Origin of the sequence: Luminiphilus sp. nBUS_07, from assembly GCF_051201685.1 — a bacterium.
Classification (GTDB): Bacteria; Pseudomonadota; Gammaproteobacteria; order Pseudomonadales; family Halieaceae; genus Luminiphilus.
In genome coordinates, this window is record NZ_CP179213.1 from 2,900,735 (window position 1) to 2,922,367 (window position 21,633).

19 protein-coding genes are annotated in these 21,633 nt (G+C 52.2%); 7 read left to right on the forward strand and 12 right to left on the reverse strand.

The window, feature by feature from the left end; translation table 11 throughout:
• Window positions 1–5: 5 nt before the first annotated feature.
• The 4 genes from ACMAZB_RS12910 to ACMAZB_RS12925 all read right to left on the reverse strand — a co-directional run bounded on the left by ACMAZB_RS12910 (window position 6) and on the right by ACMAZB_RS12925 (window position 5,266).
• On the reverse strand, window positions 6–1,055 hold the full coding sequence (locus tag ACMAZB_RS12910) for a 2-oxoacid:ferredoxin oxidoreductase subunit beta (RefSeq protein WP_435212434.1): 1,050 nt from the start codon (window positions 1,053–1,055) through the stop codon (window positions 6–8).
• Complete coding sequence (locus ACMAZB_RS12915) at window positions 1,052–2,932, reverse strand: 2-oxoacid:acceptor oxidoreductase subunit alpha (RefSeq protein WP_435212435.1); 1,881 nt, start codon at window positions 2,930–2,932, stop codon at window positions 1,052–1,054. Before ACMAZB_RS12915 ends, ACMAZB_RS12910 begins: the two co-directional genes overlap by 4 nt.
• The gene (locus tag ACMAZB_RS12920; RefSeq protein ID WP_435217722.1) at window positions 2,896–4,704 is read right to left on the reverse strand and encodes an FAD-dependent oxidoreductase; all 1,809 of its coding nucleotides are present in this window, start codon (window positions 4,702–4,704) and stop codon (window positions 2,896–2,898) included. Before ACMAZB_RS12920 ends, ACMAZB_RS12915 begins: the two co-directional genes overlap by 37 nt.
• 100 nt (window positions 4,705–4,804) lie before the next feature.
• Window positions 4,805–5,266: a nuclear transport factor 2 family protein gene (locus ACMAZB_RS12925; protein ID WP_435217724.1), complete on the reverse strand. Its 462-nt coding sequence runs from the start codon at window positions 5,264–5,266 to the stop codon at window positions 4,805–4,807.
• A 206-nt stretch (window positions 5,267–5,472) separates the two neighbouring features.
• On the opposite strand from ACMAZB_RS12925, the gene ACMAZB_RS12930 reads away from it, so the two are divergent.
• The 3 genes from ACMAZB_RS12930 (at window position 5,473) to ACMAZB_RS12940 (ending at window position 8,888) form a co-directional block, all read left to right on the forward strand.
• Window positions 5,473–5,859, forward strand: a complete 387-nt coding sequence (locus tag ACMAZB_RS12930; protein ID WP_435220089.1) for a DUF1643 domain-containing protein — start codon at window positions 5,473–5,475, stop codon at window positions 5,857–5,859.
• A gap of 78 nt (window positions 5,860–5,937) precedes the next feature.
• A complete protein-coding gene (locus tag ACMAZB_RS12935) occupies window positions 5,938–6,699 on the forward strand; it encodes a class II aldolase and adducin N-terminal domain-containing protein (RefSeq protein ID WP_435217725.1) in 762 nt (253 codons plus the stop codon).
• 470 nt (window positions 6,700–7,169) lie between these two features.
• Window positions 7,170–8,888 carry a class I adenylate-forming enzyme family protein gene (locus tag ACMAZB_RS12940; protein ID WP_435217727.1) on the forward strand — a complete coding sequence of 573 codons (1,719 nt, stop codon included), beginning with the start codon at window positions 7,170–7,172 and terminating at the stop codon, window positions 8,886–8,888.
• A 6-nt stretch (window positions 8,889–8,894) separates the two neighbouring features.
• Here ACMAZB_RS12940 and ACMAZB_RS12945 read toward each other — a convergent pair whose 3' ends face one another.
• The 4 genes from ACMAZB_RS12945 to ACMAZB_RS12960 all read right to left on the reverse strand — a co-directional run bounded on the left by ACMAZB_RS12945 (window position 8,895) and on the right by ACMAZB_RS12960 (window position 12,447).
• Complete coding sequence (locus ACMAZB_RS12945) at window positions 8,895–9,737, reverse strand: SMP-30/gluconolactonase/LRE family protein (RefSeq protein ID WP_435217728.1); 843 nt, start codon at window positions 9,735–9,737, stop codon at window positions 8,895–8,897.
• 42 nt (window positions 9,738–9,779) lie between these two features.
• Entirely contained in the window at window positions 9,780–10,586 is an 807-nt protein-coding gene (locus ACMAZB_RS12950; RefSeq protein ID WP_435217730.1) for an enoyl-CoA hydratase/isomerase family protein, read from the reverse strand.
• A gap of 200 nt (window positions 10,587–10,786) precedes the next feature.
• Entirely contained in the window at window positions 10,787–11,515 is a 729-nt protein-coding gene (locus ACMAZB_RS12955) for a hypothetical protein (RefSeq protein WP_435217732.1), read from the reverse strand.
• Entirely contained in the window at window positions 11,512–12,447 is a 936-nt protein-coding gene (locus ACMAZB_RS12960; RefSeq protein ID WP_435217734.1) for an aminotransferase class IV, read from the reverse strand. The genes ACMAZB_RS12955 and ACMAZB_RS12960 overlap by 4 nt, the downstream gene beginning before the upstream one ends.
• 191 nt (window positions 12,448–12,638) lie before the next feature.
• On the opposite strand from ACMAZB_RS12960, the gene ACMAZB_RS12965 reads away from it, so the two are divergent.
• From ACMAZB_RS12965 to kynU, 3 genes are read left to right on the forward strand one after another with little or no spacing between them, the layout of a single operon-like run.
• Window positions 12,639–13,250, forward strand: a complete 612-nt coding sequence (locus ACMAZB_RS12965) for an HD domain-containing protein (RefSeq protein WP_435212471.1) — start codon at window positions 12,639–12,641, stop codon at window positions 13,248–13,250.
• A gap of 19 nt (window positions 13,251–13,269) precedes the next feature.
• Window positions 13,270–14,172, forward strand: a complete 903-nt coding sequence (locus tag ACMAZB_RS12970) for an alpha/beta hydrolase family protein (RefSeq protein WP_435217736.1) — start codon at window positions 13,270–13,272, stop codon at window positions 14,170–14,172.
• The gene (gene kynU, locus ACMAZB_RS12975; protein ID WP_435217737.1) at window positions 14,165–15,376 is read left to right on the forward strand and encodes a kynureninase; all 1,212 of its coding nucleotides are present in this window, start codon (window positions 14,165–14,167) and stop codon (window positions 15,374–15,376) included. Before ACMAZB_RS12970 ends, kynU begins: the two co-directional genes overlap by 8 nt.
• A gap of 62 nt (window positions 15,377–15,438) precedes the next feature.
• Here the strand turns inward: kynU and ACMAZB_RS12980 are convergent, their stop codons facing one another.
• The 4 genes from ACMAZB_RS12980 to ACMAZB_RS12995 form a co-directional block, all read right to left on the reverse strand.
• Entirely contained in the window at window positions 15,439–16,017 is a 579-nt protein-coding gene (locus ACMAZB_RS12980) for a DUF6702 family protein (protein ID WP_435217739.1), read from the reverse strand.
• Window positions 16,014–18,515: a M1 family metallopeptidase gene (locus tag ACMAZB_RS12985; RefSeq protein WP_435217740.1), complete on the reverse strand. Its 2,502-nt coding sequence runs from the start codon at window positions 18,513–18,515 to the stop codon at window positions 16,014–16,016. The genes ACMAZB_RS12980 and ACMAZB_RS12985 overlap by 4 nt, the downstream gene beginning before the upstream one ends.
• Before the next feature lie 120 nt (window positions 18,516–18,635).
• Window positions 18,636–20,171, reverse strand: coding sequence for a phospholipase D family protein (locus ACMAZB_RS12990; RefSeq protein ID WP_435217742.1), 1,536 nt, complete (start codon window positions 20,169–20,171; stop codon window positions 18,636–18,638).
• Window positions 20,172–20,246: 75 nt separating this feature from the next.
• Window positions 20,247–20,735: a GNAT family N-acetyltransferase gene (locus ACMAZB_RS12995; protein WP_435212482.1), complete on the reverse strand. Its 489-nt coding sequence runs from the start codon at window positions 20,733–20,735 to the stop codon at window positions 20,247–20,249.
• A gap of 280 nt (window positions 20,736–21,015) precedes the next feature.
• Between ACMAZB_RS12995 and ACMAZB_RS13000 the strand changes: the two genes are divergently transcribed.
• Window positions 21,016–21,441, forward strand: coding sequence for a hypothetical protein (locus ACMAZB_RS13000; RefSeq protein WP_435217743.1), 426 nt, complete (start codon window positions 21,016–21,018; stop codon window positions 21,439–21,441).
• Window positions 21,442–21,633 lie beyond the last annotated feature (192 nt).

Here is a 21,633-nt window from a genome sequence, read left to right on the forward strand (position 1 = left end):
AGAACTCAACGCAAACCCGCATTGATCGAGTCCAAAAAGCGCGGCCCGGGACACAACTGCTGTTCATTCATCGAGTTAAGAGGACGGCGTGCGGTATCGAGAACATCATGCAGTTCCTCACTATCTCGCTGGATATAAAGCAACCCCGTGAGAATTTTCCCTTCCTTCGCGTAGTGGCTGGTGGCCTCTAACGCCGACTGCCGATCCTCAATATCGTAGTCATTATCCTGCTTATACAAACGCACGACTGAACCATCATGCATGCAGACTTCACAGGTTGCTCCGGAATCATAGGTCGCCGTAATTTCTTGACGCATAGGGACGAAATCGACGGGCATATCCGTATTGGCACCGCGCATGTACTCATAACTCTTGGTCGACTCACTGTGGTTATTAAACGTAACGCAAGGCGATACCACATCGAGTAATGCGAAACCGCGATGACTGATCGCTGCTTTAATAAGTGGAATGAGTTGTTGCTTATCTCCGGAAAAACTTCGACCGACAAAAGTCGCACCGATCTCTATGGCGAGACGGGCAAGATCGATGGGAGAGTACATGTTGATGTCGCCTTTTTTATTGGGCGACCCTGTATCCATCGTGGCGGAATCTTGGCCTTTTGTTAGGCCATAGCAGCCATTATTTTCAACGATATAGGTCATATTGAGGTTTCGTCGTACAACGTGTGCGAACTGCCCCAGTCCTATGGAGGCAGTATCTCCGTCTCCCGATATACCGATGTAAATCAGATCACGGTTAGCAAGGTTGGCTCCGGTAGCTACTGAGGGCATACGTCCATGAACACTGTTAAAACTGTGCGAACCCGACAAAAAATAAGCAGGGGTTTTTGAAGAGCAACCAATACCCGATAACTTAGCGACTTTATGGGGCTCTATATTGAGTTCAAAACACGCGTCAATAATTGCAGCGCTCACTGAGTCGTGTCCGCAACCTGCGCAAAGGGTCGATAAACCACCCTCGTAGTCCTGTCTGGAGCGACCCAGCTCATTAAGGGGCGCGTCGGGATGACGGAAAGCCGGCTTTACAAATGTCATGCAGTTATCTCCTCAGCAGCGGTGCGCCGCGTCAGCGGTGTGACATTGCCGTGGGTCACATAGTTTCGAATCATTCCTGCAATCTTTCGCGCTGTTACAGGCAATCCGTTGTATTCGAGTATGGGAATCAGCTTTTCTTTGGCCGGCACACTGGTTTCATTCAGCATAAGACGACGCATCTGGCCATCACGATTTTGTTCAATAACAAAGATACGATCATGCTCTTTTATAAACTGCTCGACTTCGTGATTAAAAGGAAACGATCGAATACGCATGGTATCGAGATCAATCCCCTCTTTTTCGAGAATTTCAATCGCTTCGTAAGCCGGTGATGCGGTAGTGCCAAAAAATACGGCGCCGTAACGCGTTTCCATTTCTGACTGCTTGATTTTGGGCTCTGGAACAAGGCTCTTCGCCGTCTCAAACTTTCTTAGCAAGCGATCCATATTACGGACATATTCATCGCCATCTTCGGTATAGGCCGCGTACTCGTCCCGCGAGGTTCCCCGGGTAAAGTAGGCGCCTTTATCAGGGTGAACACCGGGATATGTTCGATACGGAATACCGTCACCATCGACATCCTTGTAACGCCCGAATCGCTCTTCCATATTATCGAGGTCGGCAGCGCTGAGAACCTTACCCCGATCGTATTTAAAGTCGGCGTCAAACTCCAAAGGTGGGGACATCCATTCATTCATACCGAGATCAAGATCGCTCATAATTATGATGGGAGTCTGCAAACGCTCTGCCAGATCAAACGCCTCTACCGTCATGCTGAAGCATTCTGCAGGCGTCGCTGGAAACAGCAGCACATGTTTAGTATCGCCATGGGAGGCATAAGCAGCCATTAAAACGTCAGACTGCTGAGTGCGTGTTGGCATACCCGTCGAGGGGCCCGCACGCTGAACATCGATGAGCACAGTAGGAACTTCGGCAAAATACGCAAGGCCAAGGAACTCACTCATCAGCGAAACACCGGGACCGCTAGTGGCCGTAAATGCTCGAGCGCCATTCCAGTTGGCGCCAATAACCATACCCAGTGCAGACAGTTCGTCTTCTGCCTGAATAATCGCGTAATTTTTCTTGCCGGTACCCGGATCTATGCGCAGACGTCGACAATATTTGTCAAAGGCATCGACCACAGATGTCGAGGGTGTGATGGGATACCAGGCCGCCACAGTCGCACCGGCATAGACCGCACCTAGAGCCGCTGCAGTGTTCCCGTCCATCAGAATATTGTCGAAATCTTCAATGTGCTTGGCAAGCTTGTGGCCGCGCTCCAAGTGGATACCGATAGGGCAGTCAAAGTGAGTAACGGCGTATTGATAACCCAGCTCTAGAGCGTAGATATTGGGCGTTATCAGTTTTTCCTTCCCTTTAAATTGGTCGGCAACAAGATCTTTAAGCACGTTAAAATCAATGTTTAATAACGCCGAAAGTGCACCGACATAAATCACATTCTTAAACAGCAGCCGTTGTCGCGCATCAGTGTATTCACGCAAACAAATATCCGTGAAGGGAATGCCAAAATAGTTAACGTCATCTCTTATTAAACGTAAATCGAGGGGCTTGGTAGAGTCGTAGACAAAATATCCTCCGGACTCCACCTCAGCCACATCGCGCTTAATGCTCTGAGGGTTTACGCAAACCATAATATCGATACCGCCCCGTCGGCCTAAATAACCATCCTGACTGACGCGGACCTCATACCAAGTTGGCATTCCCTGAATGTTAGAGGGAAATATATTGCGAGGACTCACCGGAATCCCCATCCGGAAAATTGCTTTCGCAAACATACTGTTGGCACTGGCAGAGCCTGTGCCGTTGACGTTGGCAAATTTTATGACGAAGTCATTGACGGACTGCTTTGCTTGCATGAGCTTCCAGCCTTGGTAACGCTATAAAAGAATCGTTGCATATCCCATGCACCCGTGGGGCATCGTTCAGCACAGAGTCCACAGTGCAGACAGACATCTTCGTCTTTCACCATGACCCGTTTTGTTTGGGGCAACGTTTTCGAAACATACAAATCCTGATCCTCACGTTTTGCGGGACGTCGCAGGGACTGCCGCAGTGCAGGTTCAGCATCATTATTAAGAAAATTTATGCAGTCTGTGGGGCAGATATCGACACAGGCGTCGCACTCAATGCATTTGGATGTTGTGAAAACCGTCTGTACATCGCAATTTAAACAACGCTCAGCCTCTTGATAAGCGACCTCAATATCAAAGCCCAATTCAACCTCAAGCTTGCGGTCTCTGAGTGCCTTTTCCTTGCTCACGTGGGGCACCGGATAACGATCATCGTTAGAGACTTCGCTGTCGTAACTCCACTCATGTACGCCCATTTTCTGACTTACTAAGGTCACTCCGGGCGCCAAGCGGTTTTCAACGCGCTCGCCGTTTAAGAAGAGGTCGATGGAGATGGCAGCCTGATGCCCTTGAGCAACGGCGGTAATAATATTTTCTGGGCCAAATGCCGCATCGCCACCAAAAAACACTTTTTTCAAGGTGCTTTGAAACGTGGTTTTATCAACCACCGGCATGTCCCACTTTCCAAATTCGATGCCCACATTGCGCTCAATCCAGGGAAAGGCATTATCCTGACCAATCGCAATAATGACGTCATCGGCCTCAAAGAATACCTCTTCACCTGTGGGCACCAGCTCACGATTACCATCCGCGTCGTATACCACATTAACGACCGTAAAGCGCATACCTTTGAGAACGCCGTCCTCATGAACAAACTCTTTTGGCACGTGATTATTAATGATGGGGATATCTTCAGCCGCCGCATCTTCAATTTCCCAGGCAGAAGCTTTCATTCGTGAGAACTCGGAGCGAACGACGACTTTGACGTCTTCTCCACCGACTCGTCGGGCGGTGCGACAGCAGTCCATGGCCGTGTTTCCACCTCCCAGAACCAGCACTCGCTTTCTAATGCTGCTGACATGATCAAAGGCTACTGATGCCAACCAATCGATTCCCACGTGAATCGATGCATCACAAGCCTCGCGACCAGGAATATCTAAATCGCTTCCTCTAGGGGCGCCCGTTCCGATAAATACGGCGTTATAACCCTGCTGCAAAATGGACTTAAGGCTTGAGATATAAGTTTGGAAATGTTGGCGAATACCCATGTTGAGAATGAAATCGACCTCTTCATCCAACACCTCGGGTGGCAGCCGAAACGCCGGAATTTGACTGCGCATGAAGCCTCCACCTAGAGGCTGATCGTCATAGAGATCAATCTGATAACCCAAGGGAGCCAAGTCTCTGGCAACGGTCAGTGAGGCCGGTCCTGCTCCAATCAGAGCGACGCGTTTACCATTACCCTCTGCCGGTACGGTCGGTAATAAGTGGCTTACGTCATCTTTATTATCGGCGGCCACGCGTTTAAGCCGACAAATAGCGACCGCCTCTTCTTCGATGCGCCCGCGGCGACAAGCAGGTTCGCAGGGGCGATCACAAGTGCGCCCCAAGATTCCCGGGAAAACATTTGACTCCCAGTTCACCATATAGGCGTCGGTATAGCGCCCCGCTGCTATCAGGCGGATGTATTCGGGCACCGGCGTATGCGCCGGACAGGCGTACTGGCAGTCCACTACTTTGTGAAAATATTCGGGATTTTTGGTATCAGTCGCTTTCACGGCACATCTTCTTTTTATATTCCCCCGCAACCAACACTACACACCGGACTCAAGAAAATAAAGCCATGAGACCGAAGTTTATTACTCCTGTAAATCAAAACTAAGCAAACCCTAAAGCATCTAGACTGCCCATTGTAAAATTCTGATCTGCCGGTAACGCTGCGGTGTTACCCCACAGCGCTCGGTTGGCGAGGGCCGTATCAAAACCCTCGATTAACGTTAAAACCTGTCCCTCAACGCATTTAAAAATATGAAGATAGACCTGGCCATAGTATTCACCGGAGCGCGCTCTTCCTTCATTGATCGCCAACGCGACGACGGTAGCCCCATCTGCACAGAGAATGCGATGCTCGTTGCAGAAAACTATTTGCTCAGGGTCAACGCAACCAAAGACCCGAGGTAGAACCTCCTCAAAAAAACGTGACTTTCCTTGATACACCCCCGAAAGGATGTGATCGCGTGTTGGACACACGAGTGTAAAATCATCGTGAATCAATGCCCACAAACGCTCGTTGTCCCCAGATTTTATGGCGCTGTAAAAACCATCAACAATCTGTTTCATAATTGTCCTCAGCACATTTCAAACTTTGACTAGCAAGGTACTTAACCAACGGGAACTTATCTATAGAGGGAGATTTACAGTGGCCTTTGAAATTATTGAAATACTCGGGTTTGTGAGCCGTGCAAGGTAGCGCTGGGTTATCACGCTGCAAGGGCTATCGATACTGGCTGAAACGACGTTGGGATGATGGCCCTGAGATCGTCTTTGTGGGTCTCAACCCCTCCACCGCAGATGCTAAGACTGACGACCCTACCCTACGTAGGATCATGGGGTTTTGCAGTGACTGGGGATTTTCCGCGGTAACAGTTATCAACCTTTTTGCATGGCGGAGCCGACACCCTAGAGAATTAAGCACGGTTCAAGACCCTGTGGGGCCCCGAAATAATTATTGGATTAAAAAACTGTGTCAGGGCACGGAGCCTGTGGTTGCCGCTTGGGGGAACGGAGGCAGTTTGCATGGGCGAGATCAGTATGCCCTGACCAGGATGACAGAACTTTACTGTCTGGGCGTCACGCAACAGGGCCGCCCTCGCCATCCGCTTTATGCCCCAGCGACCTGCCACCTTGTAAAGGTAGACAAAGCCGCAAACTAAAACTATAAAACCCTCAATAGGCGTTCACTTGCCAAATACTCAGGCCGAGACCATTGGTGCGATCAGAGGAGATAGAAAATGCCGAATACGGTTGAAACGATAAAGGCAGATCGCGACCTAGAGACTCAACGCCAAGATATGGCCGCTACATTTCGTTGGGCAGAACGTTTGGATATGAATGAGGCCGTTGCCAATCACTTTAGTCTCGCTGTGGATGGCACCGGGACCCAGTTTTTAATGAACCCCAACCAAGTCCATTTCGGGCGTATCAAAGCCTCTGACCTCATTTTGCTCGATGCCAATGATCCTTCGGCGATGGAGGGTCCCGAGGCCCCTGACCCAACTGCTTGGGGTTTACATGGATCGATTCACAGGCTCTGCCCCCATGCGCGATGCCTAATGCACGTGCATTCCAAAGCGGCTACCGTGCTCGCAACTCTGGCTAACAGCACGTTGCCACCCATCGATCAAAATAGTGCCATGTTTTATGAGCGCCATATTGTTGATGCCGATTACGGCGGCTTGGCATTTGAGGCAGAAGGCGTTCGCTGCGCTGGCCTACTTAATAATCCAAAAATACGCATCATGGTAATGGGTAATCATGGCGTGCTGGCATTGGGCCAAACCGTTGCCGATACGTTTTTTCAGCTCTACTACTTTGAGCGCGCGGCACAAACTTATATCAGCGCCCTTCAGACAGGGCAGCCACTGCGTTTTCTTGATGACGACATCGCCAGAAAAACTGCTGAGGAGCTCGCTGCCTATCCGGATTCGGCAGATTCTTATTTGAGAGATATCAAATTGATACTCGATGCGGAAGGTTCTGACTTCCGGCTGTAACGCCGCGATCAACACGATGAGCCAGGGGGCGTTACGTACAGGAGTGCCTCGCCTGCCCCACACCATTGAAAAACCCTCACTCCCTGCACTCAATCTTCGGTATCACCTTCCTCTGCGACAGGTTTAGGGGTTTGCGCAATTCAAGCGGGCGCCGCGGTAAGTCAGCTCTGCGCCCCACATCCAGCCAAAAAAACCCTTTACAGCTGACATTGATTTTGCGCGGCACACCACGCAGATATACGCAGCGGTACACTTGAGTCTGAGCTCGCAGATGACTTTATGCCCCTAACCTCTCAAAAACTTTGCGACCCTGACCTTTAAAAAAAGGGGCCCATTATTTAGTGGTAACAACGATTATCCGCAATAGGGCACGCCTAAAATCCCCTGTACTGAATAACTCAAGTGCGTATAGTTTGCCGCTCCAATCTGTCCTACCACGTAGCCCCAATACAATAAGGTGAACAACGATCATGACATCATCTTCTTTAGAAGAAGCCATAAATCTTTTAACGCAAGAAAACTCGCCTTTTGCGGTGACAGAAGCGGTGGTCAATGGCTTGTCTCTCCCAGTGTTCGCCAATGCGCCAAAATCCCTTGCCGCATTGCTGCAACAAAGCGCAGAAGAATTTTCTGACAGAGAACTATTGGTCTTTGAAACGGAACGATTAAGTTACGGCGAGTTTGCTACGCGAGTATCGCGTTTCGCCCAAGTGCTCAGCAAAGACTTTGGTGTGAGCAAGGGTGACCGTGTTGCCATCGCTATGCGCAATTATCCTGAGTATGTCATCACTCTGCTCGCTGCGGCTTCACTGGGTGCGGTAGCAGTTCATATGAATGCTTGGTGGACAGCCCATGAACTGGCTTACGGATTTGAAGACTCGGGAGCGAGGTTGGCGGTAGTCGATGATGCTCGAGCTGAGCGACTGCAAGGTACCGCGTCCAAGTTGGGCATTACAGTGATTCGCGTGCGACCTCAAAACGCAGTGCCTCATGACTTCGATACGCTGATCGCACAATACCCCGATGCGGTTTCTCACCCCCACACGACCGATCCCGACGATGATTTTTCAATCATGTACACCTCAGGGTCTACTGGGCACCCCAAAGGGGTCATTCTCACGCACCGCAGTGTGATCACGGCGCTGTGGTCTTGGCTCATGATTCTTCCTACCTACGAAGCAATGGGCTATCCAATCCCTGCGCCTACTGATAATACCGGCCAGCCTTTGGGCCAGTCGAACTTGGTTACGGTTCCTTTCTTCCATATTTCAGGCACTAACAGTTGTTTTTTACTGACTTTAGCTGCGGGCGGAAAAGTCGTACTCATGCCACGGTGGGATCCGGCGCTTGCCGTAGACCTCATTGAATCTGAGCAAATCACCCGATTTTGGGGGGTGCCTACCATGTCCGCTGATATTCTTGAGGCGGCTGCCGCAAGTGGTGCGAGCCTGTCGTCACTGAACTCTATCGACGCTGGTGGCGCGAAGCGTCCGCCTAGCCAGGTGGGAAAAATTGCCCAACAGTTTAAGCAGGCCTCTCCAGCGACAGGCTTTGGCATGACCGAGACCAATGCCTTAGGCCTACGCTTGTCAGGAAAAGATTACATAGACCATCCTGGCGCGGCGGGTCTGCTGATACCGCCGGTTCAAACCCTGAAAATCGTCGCCGATGACGGCTCCGATGCCAAGACCGGTGCCGTGGGAGAGCTGGCACTGAAAAGCGCCGCCAACATGCGCGGCTACCTCAACAAGCCGGAGCAAACTCGAGACGCGCTGCGCGAGGGCTGGATGTTTACCGGCGATCTGGCCTACCAAGACGCAGAGGGACTGGTTTACATTGTGGGTCGCAAGAAGGACATGATTATTAGAGGCGGCGAAAATATCGCCTGCCCCGAGGTGGAAGGCGCGCTGCATCAGATCGAAGGCATATTAGAAGCGAGTGTTTTTTCGATTCCCCATGAACGGCTTGGTGAAGCAGTTGGGGCTGCGGTTTACGCCAGCACCCCCCCAACTTTATTGGAGCTGCAGGCTTCCCTCGAACAGACACTAGCTCGCTTCAAAATCCCCGAAAAAATTTGGTTTTACCCTGAACCACTGCCCAGAGGTGCCACCGAGAAAATTGATAAACGGGGCATTCGAGAAGCCTGTCTAGGTGGTGCTGTTGCGTCGTGTAGGCCCAGCAAAAACTAAACCTCGCTAGGCCACCGGCACCGACACCCGGTAAGCGTCAATACGGGCCGTTAGCGCCTCCAGACATGCCTGTCGCTCAGTCGCCACAGCGGAACTGACAAACAGCGTGTCGCCCTCTGGTCCACCTAGAGCACAGGCAATGGCCTGACGGCCGGTTTCTATGCTGTCCAAAACTGCCCCACCCTCACCTAGGCGCAGCACTGATCCCGTCGTCGGTGATGCCGCCCAGATGGCCCCTTCTGCGTCGGCACAAATACCGTCAGGTACCGCCCCCTCGGGTAATGCTGCCCAAGTACGCCGATTAATGAGCGCAGATTCAGAAGATATGTCGAAAGCTGTCAGACAGCCCTTGAAGGTTTCCGCAACCACCAAAATCGACCCTTTACTGAGCAATGTCATACCGTTGGCAAAAAGCAAATCATCTGCAGCAGCATGTACCGACCCATCGGAATCTACCCGTACCAAGGTGCCGGGCATCACAGATTCTCCGCTGGAAAGATCAAAACCAAAATTCCCCACCCAAGCTCTGCCTTGTGAATCAACCAACATGTCATTGATACGACGCTCTGCGATTGTGGACAGATCGGCATAGGGCAACAAAGCGTCAGACCCGGTCCATCGCAGCACCTGACGGTCTAGCATTGAGGCAATCAGCAAATCACCATTGGGGAGCCAGCCCAAACCCGATGGCCGTTGAGGCACGGCCACAACACGCTCAGGGGCACTGCCCGGTACTACGCGAAAAACCGCCTCGCCGTGCATATCTGAAAACCACAACGCATCCTTGTACCATCGCGGGCCCTCGATAAAAGCAAAGCCATCACAAATAGGAGATTTTTCGCGTTCCATGTGTTGTTCTCCAAAAGCTATGTGGGTGGTTTTACCTCGTACTTAGGTGCCCTTATATTTTGGTGGTCGACGCTCCTGAAAGGCGTGCATGGCCTCGGCAGCATCATCGGTCATCGACAACAATGTCTGATGCCGATCTTCTAGGGCCATGGTCGCTTCCATGGAGGACGAATCAATACCCAGATGGACTGCCTCTTTGGTCAGACGAAGCCCAAGGGGCGCCGTCGCCAATAGATCGGTGACCAAGGCTTCCACCGCCGGTTCCCTTGCCCCCGGCTCAGTAAGGTCGGAAAGGAAGCCGCGTTTATCCATTGCATCGGCAGCATAGGCACGACCGGTCATCATCATTTCAGCCGCAAAGGAGCCACCGACCAATCGTGGCAAAAGGTAGCTACTGGCCATATCAGCGCCGGTAAGCCCAATGCGAATATAGGCTGCACAAAATTTTGCGGTGCTGTCGGCGACTCGAAGATCGGCGGCGGCGGCGAGACTCAAACCACCGCCGTAGGCCGCACCCTGAACAGTGGCAATAATCGCTTGGGGGCACCGCCGCATGGCCAGGTAAAGCCGTGCAATGCGCCGTTGTACGCCGAGCAACATGCCGACCGAACGCTCGTTAAAACCCCAACCACCATCCACCAAATCAAGCCCTGAGCAGAAGTGCTTGCCTGCACCCTCCAATACCACGACACGAATATCATCCCGCGCCGCCAGATCACTGAAGGTTTGATAGAGAGCATCGACCATAGCCCCACTAAAGGCATTACCGACCTCGGGACGGTTGAGGGTCAGGGTCATCAGGGCGCCCTGCTCGTTGATCAGTACGGAAGTGGCAGTTGCTGTGGTCATGGAATCTCCGAGGAATCTGTACGAGGGATAAAAGAATTAGTGTTTACGTTACCACTGGGCGGTTACCGGTTCACCCTATCCGGGGACGGGTCATCATGCAGCGCCACTTTAACAGCCTCAGATAATACCCAGCATGAATTGCGCCCCTCTACGAGTCGGGTCAAGAGTCGGCTACAACAGACCACACGCCAGACATACACTCAACCGGGCTTTAATCGGTCCACCCAGAGCGTCTGAAAGTAGGGCTGCATGTCTTCAGCTAATTTGTGTGCCACCCCCGGCACATTCGGAGTAGGCGCCGGAGAGGCGGAAAATCCTGTAGATGCCCAGACCGACTGATACCAGTGCTGGGCCCATACGCCATCGCTGGTGCGAGGTCCCAAGGGCCATGCCGTCATTTCTTGTTCGCGCCACGGCACCTCAAGGGCCGAACATAATTTCTTGAGCAACACATGAGGGTTGGCCAACACATCGGCACCATCGATCACCGTAGGCCGCCTGCCGGTCAATTCGCTGATGGTCTGATACAGCTCCCACTGCCGAACAATGCCGATATCATCCGAAGTCACCGTCGGCATTTTATTGAGGTAAGACGCAATGACCGCCGCGGGATCCCGGATCAGAAATACGTGATGCATTTCTATCGCCCAGGACAAATCACAGGCGGCAGGCATATGGTGGGTCATGTGTTTCTGATAATAAATGGGCGCCGGCTCGTCAGATACTAGGCCTGCAATTACCTCACTTCGGCAGGTGGGCTGAGACTGCAGAACGGCCTCGCGGCAAGGATGATCTGCGCCACTTTCCGCCAGATAACACGCATAAAATGGTTCGTCGATCACCGCGCAGTCGGCGCGGTTCTCCCAGGCACGCATCATGGCCGTGGAAATATTCCGTGGCCCCGACCACATGGCAATGCGAAGGGTCACTCAGCGTTCCCTTGTTGGTGCCGATCGACCTCGTGGTTGAGCAGGTCCCGATACAGTCCTTGCAGCCGGTCCACCATGGGCCCGCGCCGGGCATCGCCGATCTCCCGACCATCGATGTCAAACACGGGGGTCAGGCCCGCAAAGGTGCCGGTGACAAACGCCTCTTCGGCACCGTAAGCCTGCATAACAGAAAAGTTTTTTTCGAACACCGGAATGCCATTGGCTTTACACAGGTTGACGACATTGCGTCGAGTAATACCATCAAGGCAGTAATCCCCACTCGAGGTCCACACCTCGCCGTCTCGGACAATAAAAAAGTGGGTTGAATTACAGGTCGCGACATGGCCATGGGGGTCCAGCATCAAAGCCTCGTCGTAACCCGCCTTAGCCGCCTGAATACAGCCAAAAATGCAGTTCAACTTTGAGTGACTGTTAATACGGGGGTCCTGCACATCAGCATAGCCTCGACGCACGTAGACCGTGTAGAGGCGAACACCTCGATCGTTGAGGGATGGGTCGGGGCTTTTGTATTCGGGGATCATGACAATGGTCGGTGGACTGATGGTCACCGCAGGATCCTGGTACGGCGTCGACTTTATTCCTCGACTGACCATAAGGCGAATATGAACATGATCCTTCATGCCGTTCGCATCAAGAGTGTCATATAGGCGCTCCGCTAACTCAGCCTTGTCGAGACCCATATCTAAATCAAGCGCTTTGGCGCCCTCCCAGAGACGCTTCAAGTGTTGGTCTAAAAACGGAATCACACCGTCGTGAACCCGCAGGCCTTCCCAGATGCCGTCACCGAGAATAAAACCACTGTCGAAGACCGATACCACCGCCTTTTCCCGGGGGAAAAGATCGCCGTTTATATTAATCTGTATATCAGTATTGCGGGGATCGACTGCAAAAGTGTGGGTGCTGTTGCTCATTATATTTGCCCTATTCCATACCCATGAGGTCAGGCCTTACCCTACCGTAAACCGTGTTAGAAGAGTAAAACCCTAAACCTGAAAATGGCTAAAAAGCCTCAACAGCAGCGTTCGCTTGCTTTGACCTCCATCCCCGATCATCATTGAGACTAACGACCCGCGGGCACTACCAACAATAGGAGAATACCGCCATGCAAGCAGCGACAGAGCAGCGCGCCAAATTTCACCACATGAAAGACGGTACGGTGGAAGATTGGGCCATCATTGGCGGTGAAGCCGCACAGCACGCAAAAGGCTTATGTGGACGACTTGTTGCGCACCTCAAGCTTCTCGAGGGCGATTGTGGAGGCTTTCCGATTGATCGATTGACCCACTGCTTACAGACCGCAACACTAGCTCACAAAGACGGAAAAGATGAGGAGTATGTCGTTTGCGCCTTACTTCACGATATTGGCGATACGCTGGGTCCCGCAAACCATGCCGAGATAGCAGCAACAATTCTTGAGCCTTTCGTTAGCGAAGATAACGCTTGGATGGTGCGGCATCATGCAGAGTTTCAGGGCTACTACTTCCTTCATCATCTGGGACTTGATCGCAACATGCGTGACCAGTACCGAGATCACCCCCTCTATGAATACACGCTAGAATTTATCGAAAAGTACGATGCACCAGCATTCAACCCCGAGACTGAAACGTTCCCACTCGCCTTTTTTGAGCCCATGATGGAACGGGTCTTCGCTACGCCCAAAAAATCGATGTACAAGAAAGAGAATCAAGACATGTATAGGGTCGCTGAGGCCTGAGTAAACTGAGTAGCGTGCGATGACCCGAGGCGGGTTTCATCACCAAAGGTTCGCGGCGCTATTGTTTTTAAGCGCTGCGATACTCGTGGGCTGGCTAGGATCTGGAAATGTCAGTGCCTCCAGCCCAGAAGCCACAAGCTCAAATGTGCAACCTCCAATACCCATGCCCGTCAGTTTCCAAGATCTGCTGGCTCTACCTATCGGAGAAACACCGCCCCAAACCGTGATCTACGGACCGGCGCCACAGCAAACGTTACTGCACTTCCCCTCAGCACTTGAAACCCACGTAAACCTGCTTTTGGTTCATGGTGGCTGCTGGTCTAACGCTTATGACCGTCAGCACGCGATACCCATGGCCAGAGCGCTGGCAGGTGCAGGATATAACGTGTGGCTCGCTGAATATCGCCGGGTCGGAGACCCCGGGGGCGGCTGGCCAGGCTCGGTAGACGATATTGCTTCGGCTACCCAAAAGATTGCTGCTCTCAGTGAAGAACCGCCCTGGTTAGTTGGTCACTCAGCAGGGGGGCACCTTGCGCTTTTGACCGCAGCTGATCCTACGTTACCCATCAAAGGCGTTCTGGCTCTAGCGGCCATTACCAATTTAGCAACCTATGCGGGACAGGAGGGCTCTTGTCCGAGCATGGTTGCAGAGTTTTTGGGGGGCGCACCAGAATCTCACCCCGATCGCTACACCTTGGCCACGGTGCATAACAAGACGCTCCTCAAACCCATGCGTTTGATTCTGGGGGAGGTCGACACCATTGTGGGGCCAGATCAACTGACTGGCTTTGCAGAAACCAACACCAAAATCATTGCGAAATCAGGACACTTCGATCTCATCCATCCGGCCACTACTGCCTTTGGCCAGGTTCTAAAAACCCTCGAAGACTTGACGCAAACCGGTCGTAACAGCGATGACTGATGCGCATGAGGCATTGGCCACAATTCGCGCTGGGTTTTGTCTATCCCCAGAGCGCATCTATCTTGATGGCAACTCCTTAGGCGCTCTTCACGATACCGTCAGACGTCGCGTTGACAGTGTCGTAGGCGACCAATGGGGAAAGGACCTGATCGCGGGTTGGAATGACCACGACTGGATTAACCAGCCTAGCGCCGTCGGCAATCGCATCGGACAGTTGGTTGGTGCAGACCCTGGCGAAGTTTTATGTTGCGATAATCTATCGATCAATCTTTTCAAATGCCTGACCGCCGCCCTCGAGCTTAACGCGCCGCGCACTCGGATTATCACCGAGGCCGGGCACTTTCCCACCGACAACTACATGGCTGACGGCGTGGCGCAGTTGTTAGGCCCCGAGCGTTGCGAAGTGGAAGCCGTCCCAGTGGAGGCTCTGAGCACACTGGACTTTAGCGACGTCGCTGCTTTGTCGCTGTCCCATGTCAATTTCCGATCAGGCACGCTAAGGGATTTACCAGGCATTACGGCGAGGGCTCAGGCTGCTGGCGCCCTGGTAATCTGGGATCTTGCCCACAGTGCGGGAGTACTAGAAACCGCGCTAAATCGCCACAACGTCGACATGGCGGTCGGCTGCACCTACAAGTTCCTCAATGGCGGTCCCGGGTCACCCGGATTTCTCTATATTGCCAAGCGGCATCAGAGCGCGAGCAACCCCCTACCCGGATGGATGGGACATGCCGATCGCTTCGCTTTTGAACCGAGCTACCGCCCTGCGCCTGGCATTTCACGGTTCCTCACAGGAACCCAAAGTGTCATTGCTATGGCGGCAGCTGAGGCTGCCTTGTCAATCTTCGAATCAACCGACATAGCAACATTGCGCCAACACAGCCTAATGCTGACCCAATACCTAATGGATCAATTGGCCAATCATCCAGTGACCCGTGATATTCAATGCCTAACTCCCTACCCAGCCCACGAGCGGGGGTCGCAAGTCAGTTTACGCCTTGAAGAAGGATTCCCCGTTAGCCAAGCGTTGATCGATCGAGGGGTTATTGTCGACTTTCGCGAGCCCGACATTATTCGCTTTGGCATTGCCCCGCTGTATAACCAGCGTTCCGAAATCGACGTCGCCGTCGACACCCTCGCAGACATTTTGAGGTCGGAAATCTATCGTGAGGAAAGATTCTCAAAACGGGGCACGGTCACCTAGGCCCTTACTTAAAAATCTAGGCTGGCTTACCAGAGTAGTGTGGTAAGCGAGTATTGAGAAGTTTACGAGCTGCTGCTCGAGTTATGGCCGTCCACTGACCAAGTTCGGTTGAGCTCTGGAGCCTCTATACGAATCCATGTGACGGCGTCGGGATGTATCTCTTTGAGCAAGGTGCTGTCAATTTGAGGGATCTCGGACCCCTCTGAACCATGCCACTCCTGAAAGACATACAGAAAGTCACCCTCGGTCTCAGCGCCAATCAACTCAAGGTGCGCGCTTTCACCCCGTTCAGATAGCGAAAAACGGTCCTCGACATACAGTGCAAGTTGAGCCAACCCCTCGGGACTATCAAGACGGACGTCGACACCCAGCCTCTCCAAAACCCGTTGAGCATCCTGCAGGTGCATATGATGAGTAATCTCAAAACGATCCTCTGACCAGACCAGCTCGGTCCAAACACCGTGGTCGCGGTGAGCCTCCGTAACCTGAACACTGAGCAACATCAAAACAGCCACAGCCCAGCCCACTCGTTGGAACCCAAGATAAGCAGGCCACAACCGCGACCTTACGGGATTCCGCCGTGGAGAAGTGCTTCCACGGGCCTCACCAGCGTTAAAGGCGTCTAGAGTCAAAAGCTTCAATCCTGAACCGCCTCAAGCTCAACATTTTCGCCCTGCTCAGCGCCCTCGCCCGACTTTTTCTTGAGTTCTACCAAAAGGTCCGCCATGAGATTTCGGGTCTTTCTATCGCGCTTGTAGGTCTTCAATCGCGATGCTCGGATCTCCGGTGGGAAACGGTTGTTGGCGTAATCCGTGTCTGCAGTTTGATGCTTTCCATCAATTTGTACGTAGGCGATGGGCTTTGCCTCGATCAATCGGTGGGTCACGGCATTTGCATTTCTACGCCAAATTTCCGCAGGAATCATTAAGCTGCGGCTTGAGCCGTCCTCGTAATAGATCTCAAGAGGTATCGGCGACGGCACCCCACCAACATTCTCAAAATCCAAGAAGTAAAACATGGGGTCCTCTTCGAGGGCTCTCGCGAGTGCCGCTTGCTCCCAAGTTTCAAGTTTTTTATAGGCTTTTTGCGCCTCGTTACGATCTTTGTTGGTCACGGTAAATCGATCATTGTTGCTATAAAGATCTTCTAGGTCCTGGTACCGACTCTCACGAGGCACCCGCCCCTCATCGCGGTTACGCAGTACCGTCATGGGTTCAGGGTTATCCTGAGCGGCCTCGATGCGATCAAGTGGCGCATCAATATCGGGATCGCCAGATTTCAGTCGATAAACGCGAATCTCATTGAGCGCAACGTCGACGTGCTCGGTCCCGTAAAACCAAGCTCGCCAGAACCAGTCAAGGTCAACGCCAGAGGCATCTTCCATGGTCCGAAAAAAATCTGCGGGGGTTGGGCGCTTAAATTTCCAGCGCTGCGAGTACTCCCGAAAGGCAAAATCAAAAAGCTCACGCCCCATTACCGTTTCTCTTAACACTGTAAGCGCCGCTGCCGGCTTCACATAAGCATTAGGACCAAACTGCAAGATGGAATCTGATTGGGTCATGACAGGCACTTGGTTTTTTGAGGTCATATAACCCGGTATGTAATCCAAGATGTTAGTGTCATCTCTGAAAGCTGGGTAGTCTTCCTCCCACTCAAGCTCAGCCATATATTCTAAAAATGTGTTTAAACCCTCATCCATCCAGGTCCACTGGCGCTCATCAGAGTTCACGATCATGGGAAAGTAGATGTGCCCAATTTCGTGAATGATGACACCAATGAGTCCGTACTTAATACGGCGCGAATACGCGCGTGCCTCGTTGGCACGGGTCTCAGCTGACTCGGGTTTTTCAGGTTTTGCTCGGGGCGGGTCGGGCCGATAGCCGTTGAAAGTAATCATGGGATATTCCATCCCGCCACTTTCCCAAGTATTTACAGACTGGGCGGTTGGATAAGGGTAGTCAAAAGAGAAGCGACTGTAGACATCGAGCGTATGAACAACAGCTTGGGTGGAATACTGTGACCACACCGGCTCGGCTTCGTTCGGGTAAAAAGACATGGCCAATACCGAGTCATATTGCGCCCCGGGTTGCTCATGGAGCATAGCGTCCCAGACAAATTTAGCCGAACTCGACCAGGCAAAATCTCGAACGTTTTCGGCCTTGAAGATCCAGGTTTTCTGCCCCGACGGCTGCGTCTGCTCATTCGCCAGGGCCTCCTCCGGCGTCACAATGAATCGCGGCTTTTTACTATCTACAGCCTCCAACCTATTGCGTTGTTCTGGCGACAGCACAAGGTCAGGATTAACAAGAACACCGGTTGCAGAGACAATGTGATTGTCAGGAACCGTAAGGGCTACTTGGTAGTTGCCAAACTCTAGGGTAAATTCCCCCCGCCCCAAAAAGGCCTTATTTTGCCAGCCAGCATAGTCGGTATAAGCCGCCAGGCGGGGAAACCACTGCGCCAAAAAGAAGAGTTGGGTATCGGTCTTTTCAAAATACTCGAAGCCGCCTCTGCTGCCAACGGCAACCTCCTCGAGAATATTGAATCGCCATTCCACAGTAAACTCGACCCGCTCACCCGGAAGCAGCGGATTACTCAGATCGAGACGCGCCATGGTGCCGACGATAGCTGCCTGCATGGGGTCACCTTTGCTGTTGCGAAAAAACAACCCCTCATAGCCGTACTGATTGTCAGCATAGGACTGCTGCTCGCGTAGCGTTCCATAACTCACCCGATCCTCTGAAACTGTTCGTGACCGCTGATCAAGAGAGTCGCTACGGAATCGGTTTTGATCCAATTGTAACCAGAGGTACGTTAAGGTATCGGGGCTATTGTTGGTGTAGCCAATCACCGCCGTCGCCGCTATTTTCCGCGTCGGTGCATCGAGCACTGCGGTGATGTCATAATCTGCCCGCTGCTGCCAGTAAGCATGGCCCGGCGCACCCGATGCTGTCCGGTAGCTATTAGCATCAGGCAGCTCTTGTCCCAGCTGTGCAAATGCTAGGCGACCGCTTCCTACCTCATCAAGATCATCATCAGCAACGGTAAATCCGGCAAAGCCAAAACAAAAACAAAAACAAAAAAGAAATAATAGCCAGCGATGGCTCATTAGACTGTAGACCGGAAGTTTTTGATACATGTCACTGCACACTCAAATTGTAAAGTTTCAAGGTTAATTTGGGCGGAAAGCAACCGCGCAGGCGGCGCTCAGCCGGTGCATATCGTAACCATTTGGCGATGCACCGAGCAATTTCCAGATTTATAGCTCATTTTCCAGAGGCAAGATCCTAAATAGGCTCCAAATAAGTCGGTCCCACCAAGTGCTACCGGGGTCATGATGAAGCTGTGTTTCAGCGCCCTCGAGCTCTCCGGTCCAAACCAACGATTCATTCTCGTCAAGAGACAATCGCCACGCTGCCTTTGGGGCAAAATCCCGCTCCATTTCCTGCAACACCTCTGCGGCAAAATTGGCGTCGTCTACGACTAAAGCAATCTCTGAATTCCACACCCTCGAGCGTGGATCCATATTGTAAGAACCAATAACGCTGAGGCGACCATCCACGACCATGGCCTTGGTGTGCAAACCGGCGTGGGCATCCTCACCCACCCGATCGAGGTAGGCCGCAAGAGCACCTGTGCCCTGCACTTCATACAGCTCAATATTTGCTGACAGCAGCTGCTTTCGATACTTCGCGTAGTAAGCATGAACAGCCCCATGATTTGTCGATGCAGCTGAGTTTGTCAGTATGCGAACATCAACCCCGTTTTCGCTGAGGGCCGTGAGATTCCCTAACGTAGGGCCGTTGGGAATCAGATAGGCAGTTTGAATCTGAACCGCGCTCAACGGCGTTAATTCAGGGTCCTCCGTAAACGCGGTGAAAGCCGAGTCGGGGTACTCTCCACCGCGGTCAGGACGATCAACTAGGATCCGCGCATTTGTCCACAGTAGACCCTTCGCAAGCGTCTCTAACCAAGCCGGATCAGACACAACAGCACCGTGCTCCTTATCACCAGAGCGTACGCGCTGCCTAGCTGCCGATAACCGGTTTCGCTGTGCCGCATCGATTGCTTGCAAACTCTGTTGATTCAAAGCCTCCACGGGAACTGCAAACTCTGAATTCCAAAAAAGATCAAAAGCCTCCCCGACGTTCGCGGCCACTGACCCCATTGTCAGCGCATCGATATCCTGAAAATTAAAGCTGCTGTTGCGACCAAAATACTCATCGCCAATGTTGCGCCCTCCCAGCACTGCCGCCACACCATCGACAAGAAAGATTTTATTGTGCATACGGTAGTTGAAAGTCGATTTGTTAAAAGCGTAGTTGGGCATTTTGGCAGCACCACGATTGCCCATAGGATTGAACAAACGAACCTGCACATTGGGGTGTGAATTCAGCGTTTGATAAGCTGAGTCCCTGCCTGAGTGATAAATATCATCGAGCAAAATACGCACGCGCACTCCGCGATCAGCTGCAGCCAAAACTTCATGACTTAAACTCAGACCGCTATCGTCGCCTTGCCACAGATAGTATTGTAAATCGAGAGTCGCCTGAGCGAGCTCTGCCAAGCCGAGTCGCACCTGCAAGGCCTCTTCTGGATCAGCCAGCAACGCCACCCCTGAACCCGCCTGAGATTGCGCCAGCCTTACCAAAGGTGATGCCGGGGGCTCTAAGTCATTAAAGTAGCTTTGAGTTTTATCGGGTAATAAAGGAGCCGAAGCACAACCGACTATTAATAATGCCAGTAACGCACCTACGATAAATCGATAGATTGCCGCGGCGGCCACACTATACATTTCCAAACACACCACTGGAGTCTGTAAATGCGAAGGCAGGCGTAAATTGGCCCACGACGGTGCAGTTCAATACCCTCACTTCGATTCGGCCAGCTCCGCCAACGCAGCACCCGTCAGCCGATAGCCCACCCACTCAGACTGCGGCAGCGCACCTAGAGACTCATAAAATTCGATAGCCGGCTTATTCCAATCCAAGACATTCCACTCGAATCTGGCACAGTCATGACCTACAGCAACTTGTGCAAGGTGTCTAAGCAGCGCCTTCCCCGCCCCAGAGCCGCGATGCTGGGGTGAAACGTAAAGGTCCTCGAGAAATAGTCCGTGACGTCCGGTCCAGGTAGAAAAATTAAAAAAGTAGAGTACGAAGCCTATGGCCACACCCTCGCTTCGGCAGATAGCCGACCAAACTTTAGGCGTATCACCAAAAAGCGCCTTTGCTAAATCGTCTTCAGTGGCTTGCACCAAATCAATGGCATGCTCGTACTCGGCCAACTCGCGAATAAAGCGCATGATAATGGCAACATCTTCGGGCTTGGCTTGCAAAATCTCGAACACTGGTTTCATTCTTTTCCGACACTCCCGCAGCAAAACTGCTTACACCATCAACAGACCCCACAGGTCCTCTCATTAGCTAAGGTAGACACAAATTTTTAGAGCGGGTTGCCACGTTAATATTTTGTGACATTTACTTGTGGTTTGTATGAAGAATCCACCGCAGGATCTCCTATGCCCTGTAGCCGTATAGAATCTTGTTACAGGCTACCGCAGCCTCGGGGGGTTTTCTATGACTGGCACGCCCAATCTGGCGAGCACCTTACCCCCATCACCTAGGAGAGTCATTACCATGTCCAGCCAGCAAACCTGCTCATACTTACTTGCTAACCTCGACCCTGTGCTGTGCCCAGACCCCTGGGTTTTTGACCACATCGCTGAGGGCGCTCCGTCGAATTTGAACATCGCCACGTTATTTGCGCTCATTCAGGAATCTGAGGGCAGCACGTTGATTCGACGTGCACCAGCAGGCAACAACTCCCTGCCCATGAGTCAACCAACGTTCGCAAAAATTACTCTGCAGGTTTGTTCAGACCTTGAGGCAGTGGGCCTTACAGCGGCGGTCGCTCAAGCCCTAACCGACATTAATATGTGCGCAAATGTTGTGGCTGCTGCATTGCACGATCACATCTTTGTACCTTACGAGCGTAGATTTGAGGCTATTGACTGTTTAAACGGCCTGTCAGTCTCTGCGCAACAGCTACAACCCAAAGATTAGCAGCGGCGGTTTTTCCCATATTTTATAAGTCTGGCGCCGATAAATTAATGCCGACGCCCAAAAATTTCGACCTCCATGCAGCACTAGCGCCCGTCCTAAGTTTGTTCCGTTTTGGTTAAAAATTTTTTGCATCTGACCTATAGCTAAACGCCAAATCCAAGGCATATACTGTGACATCGGTCACGGAATGGC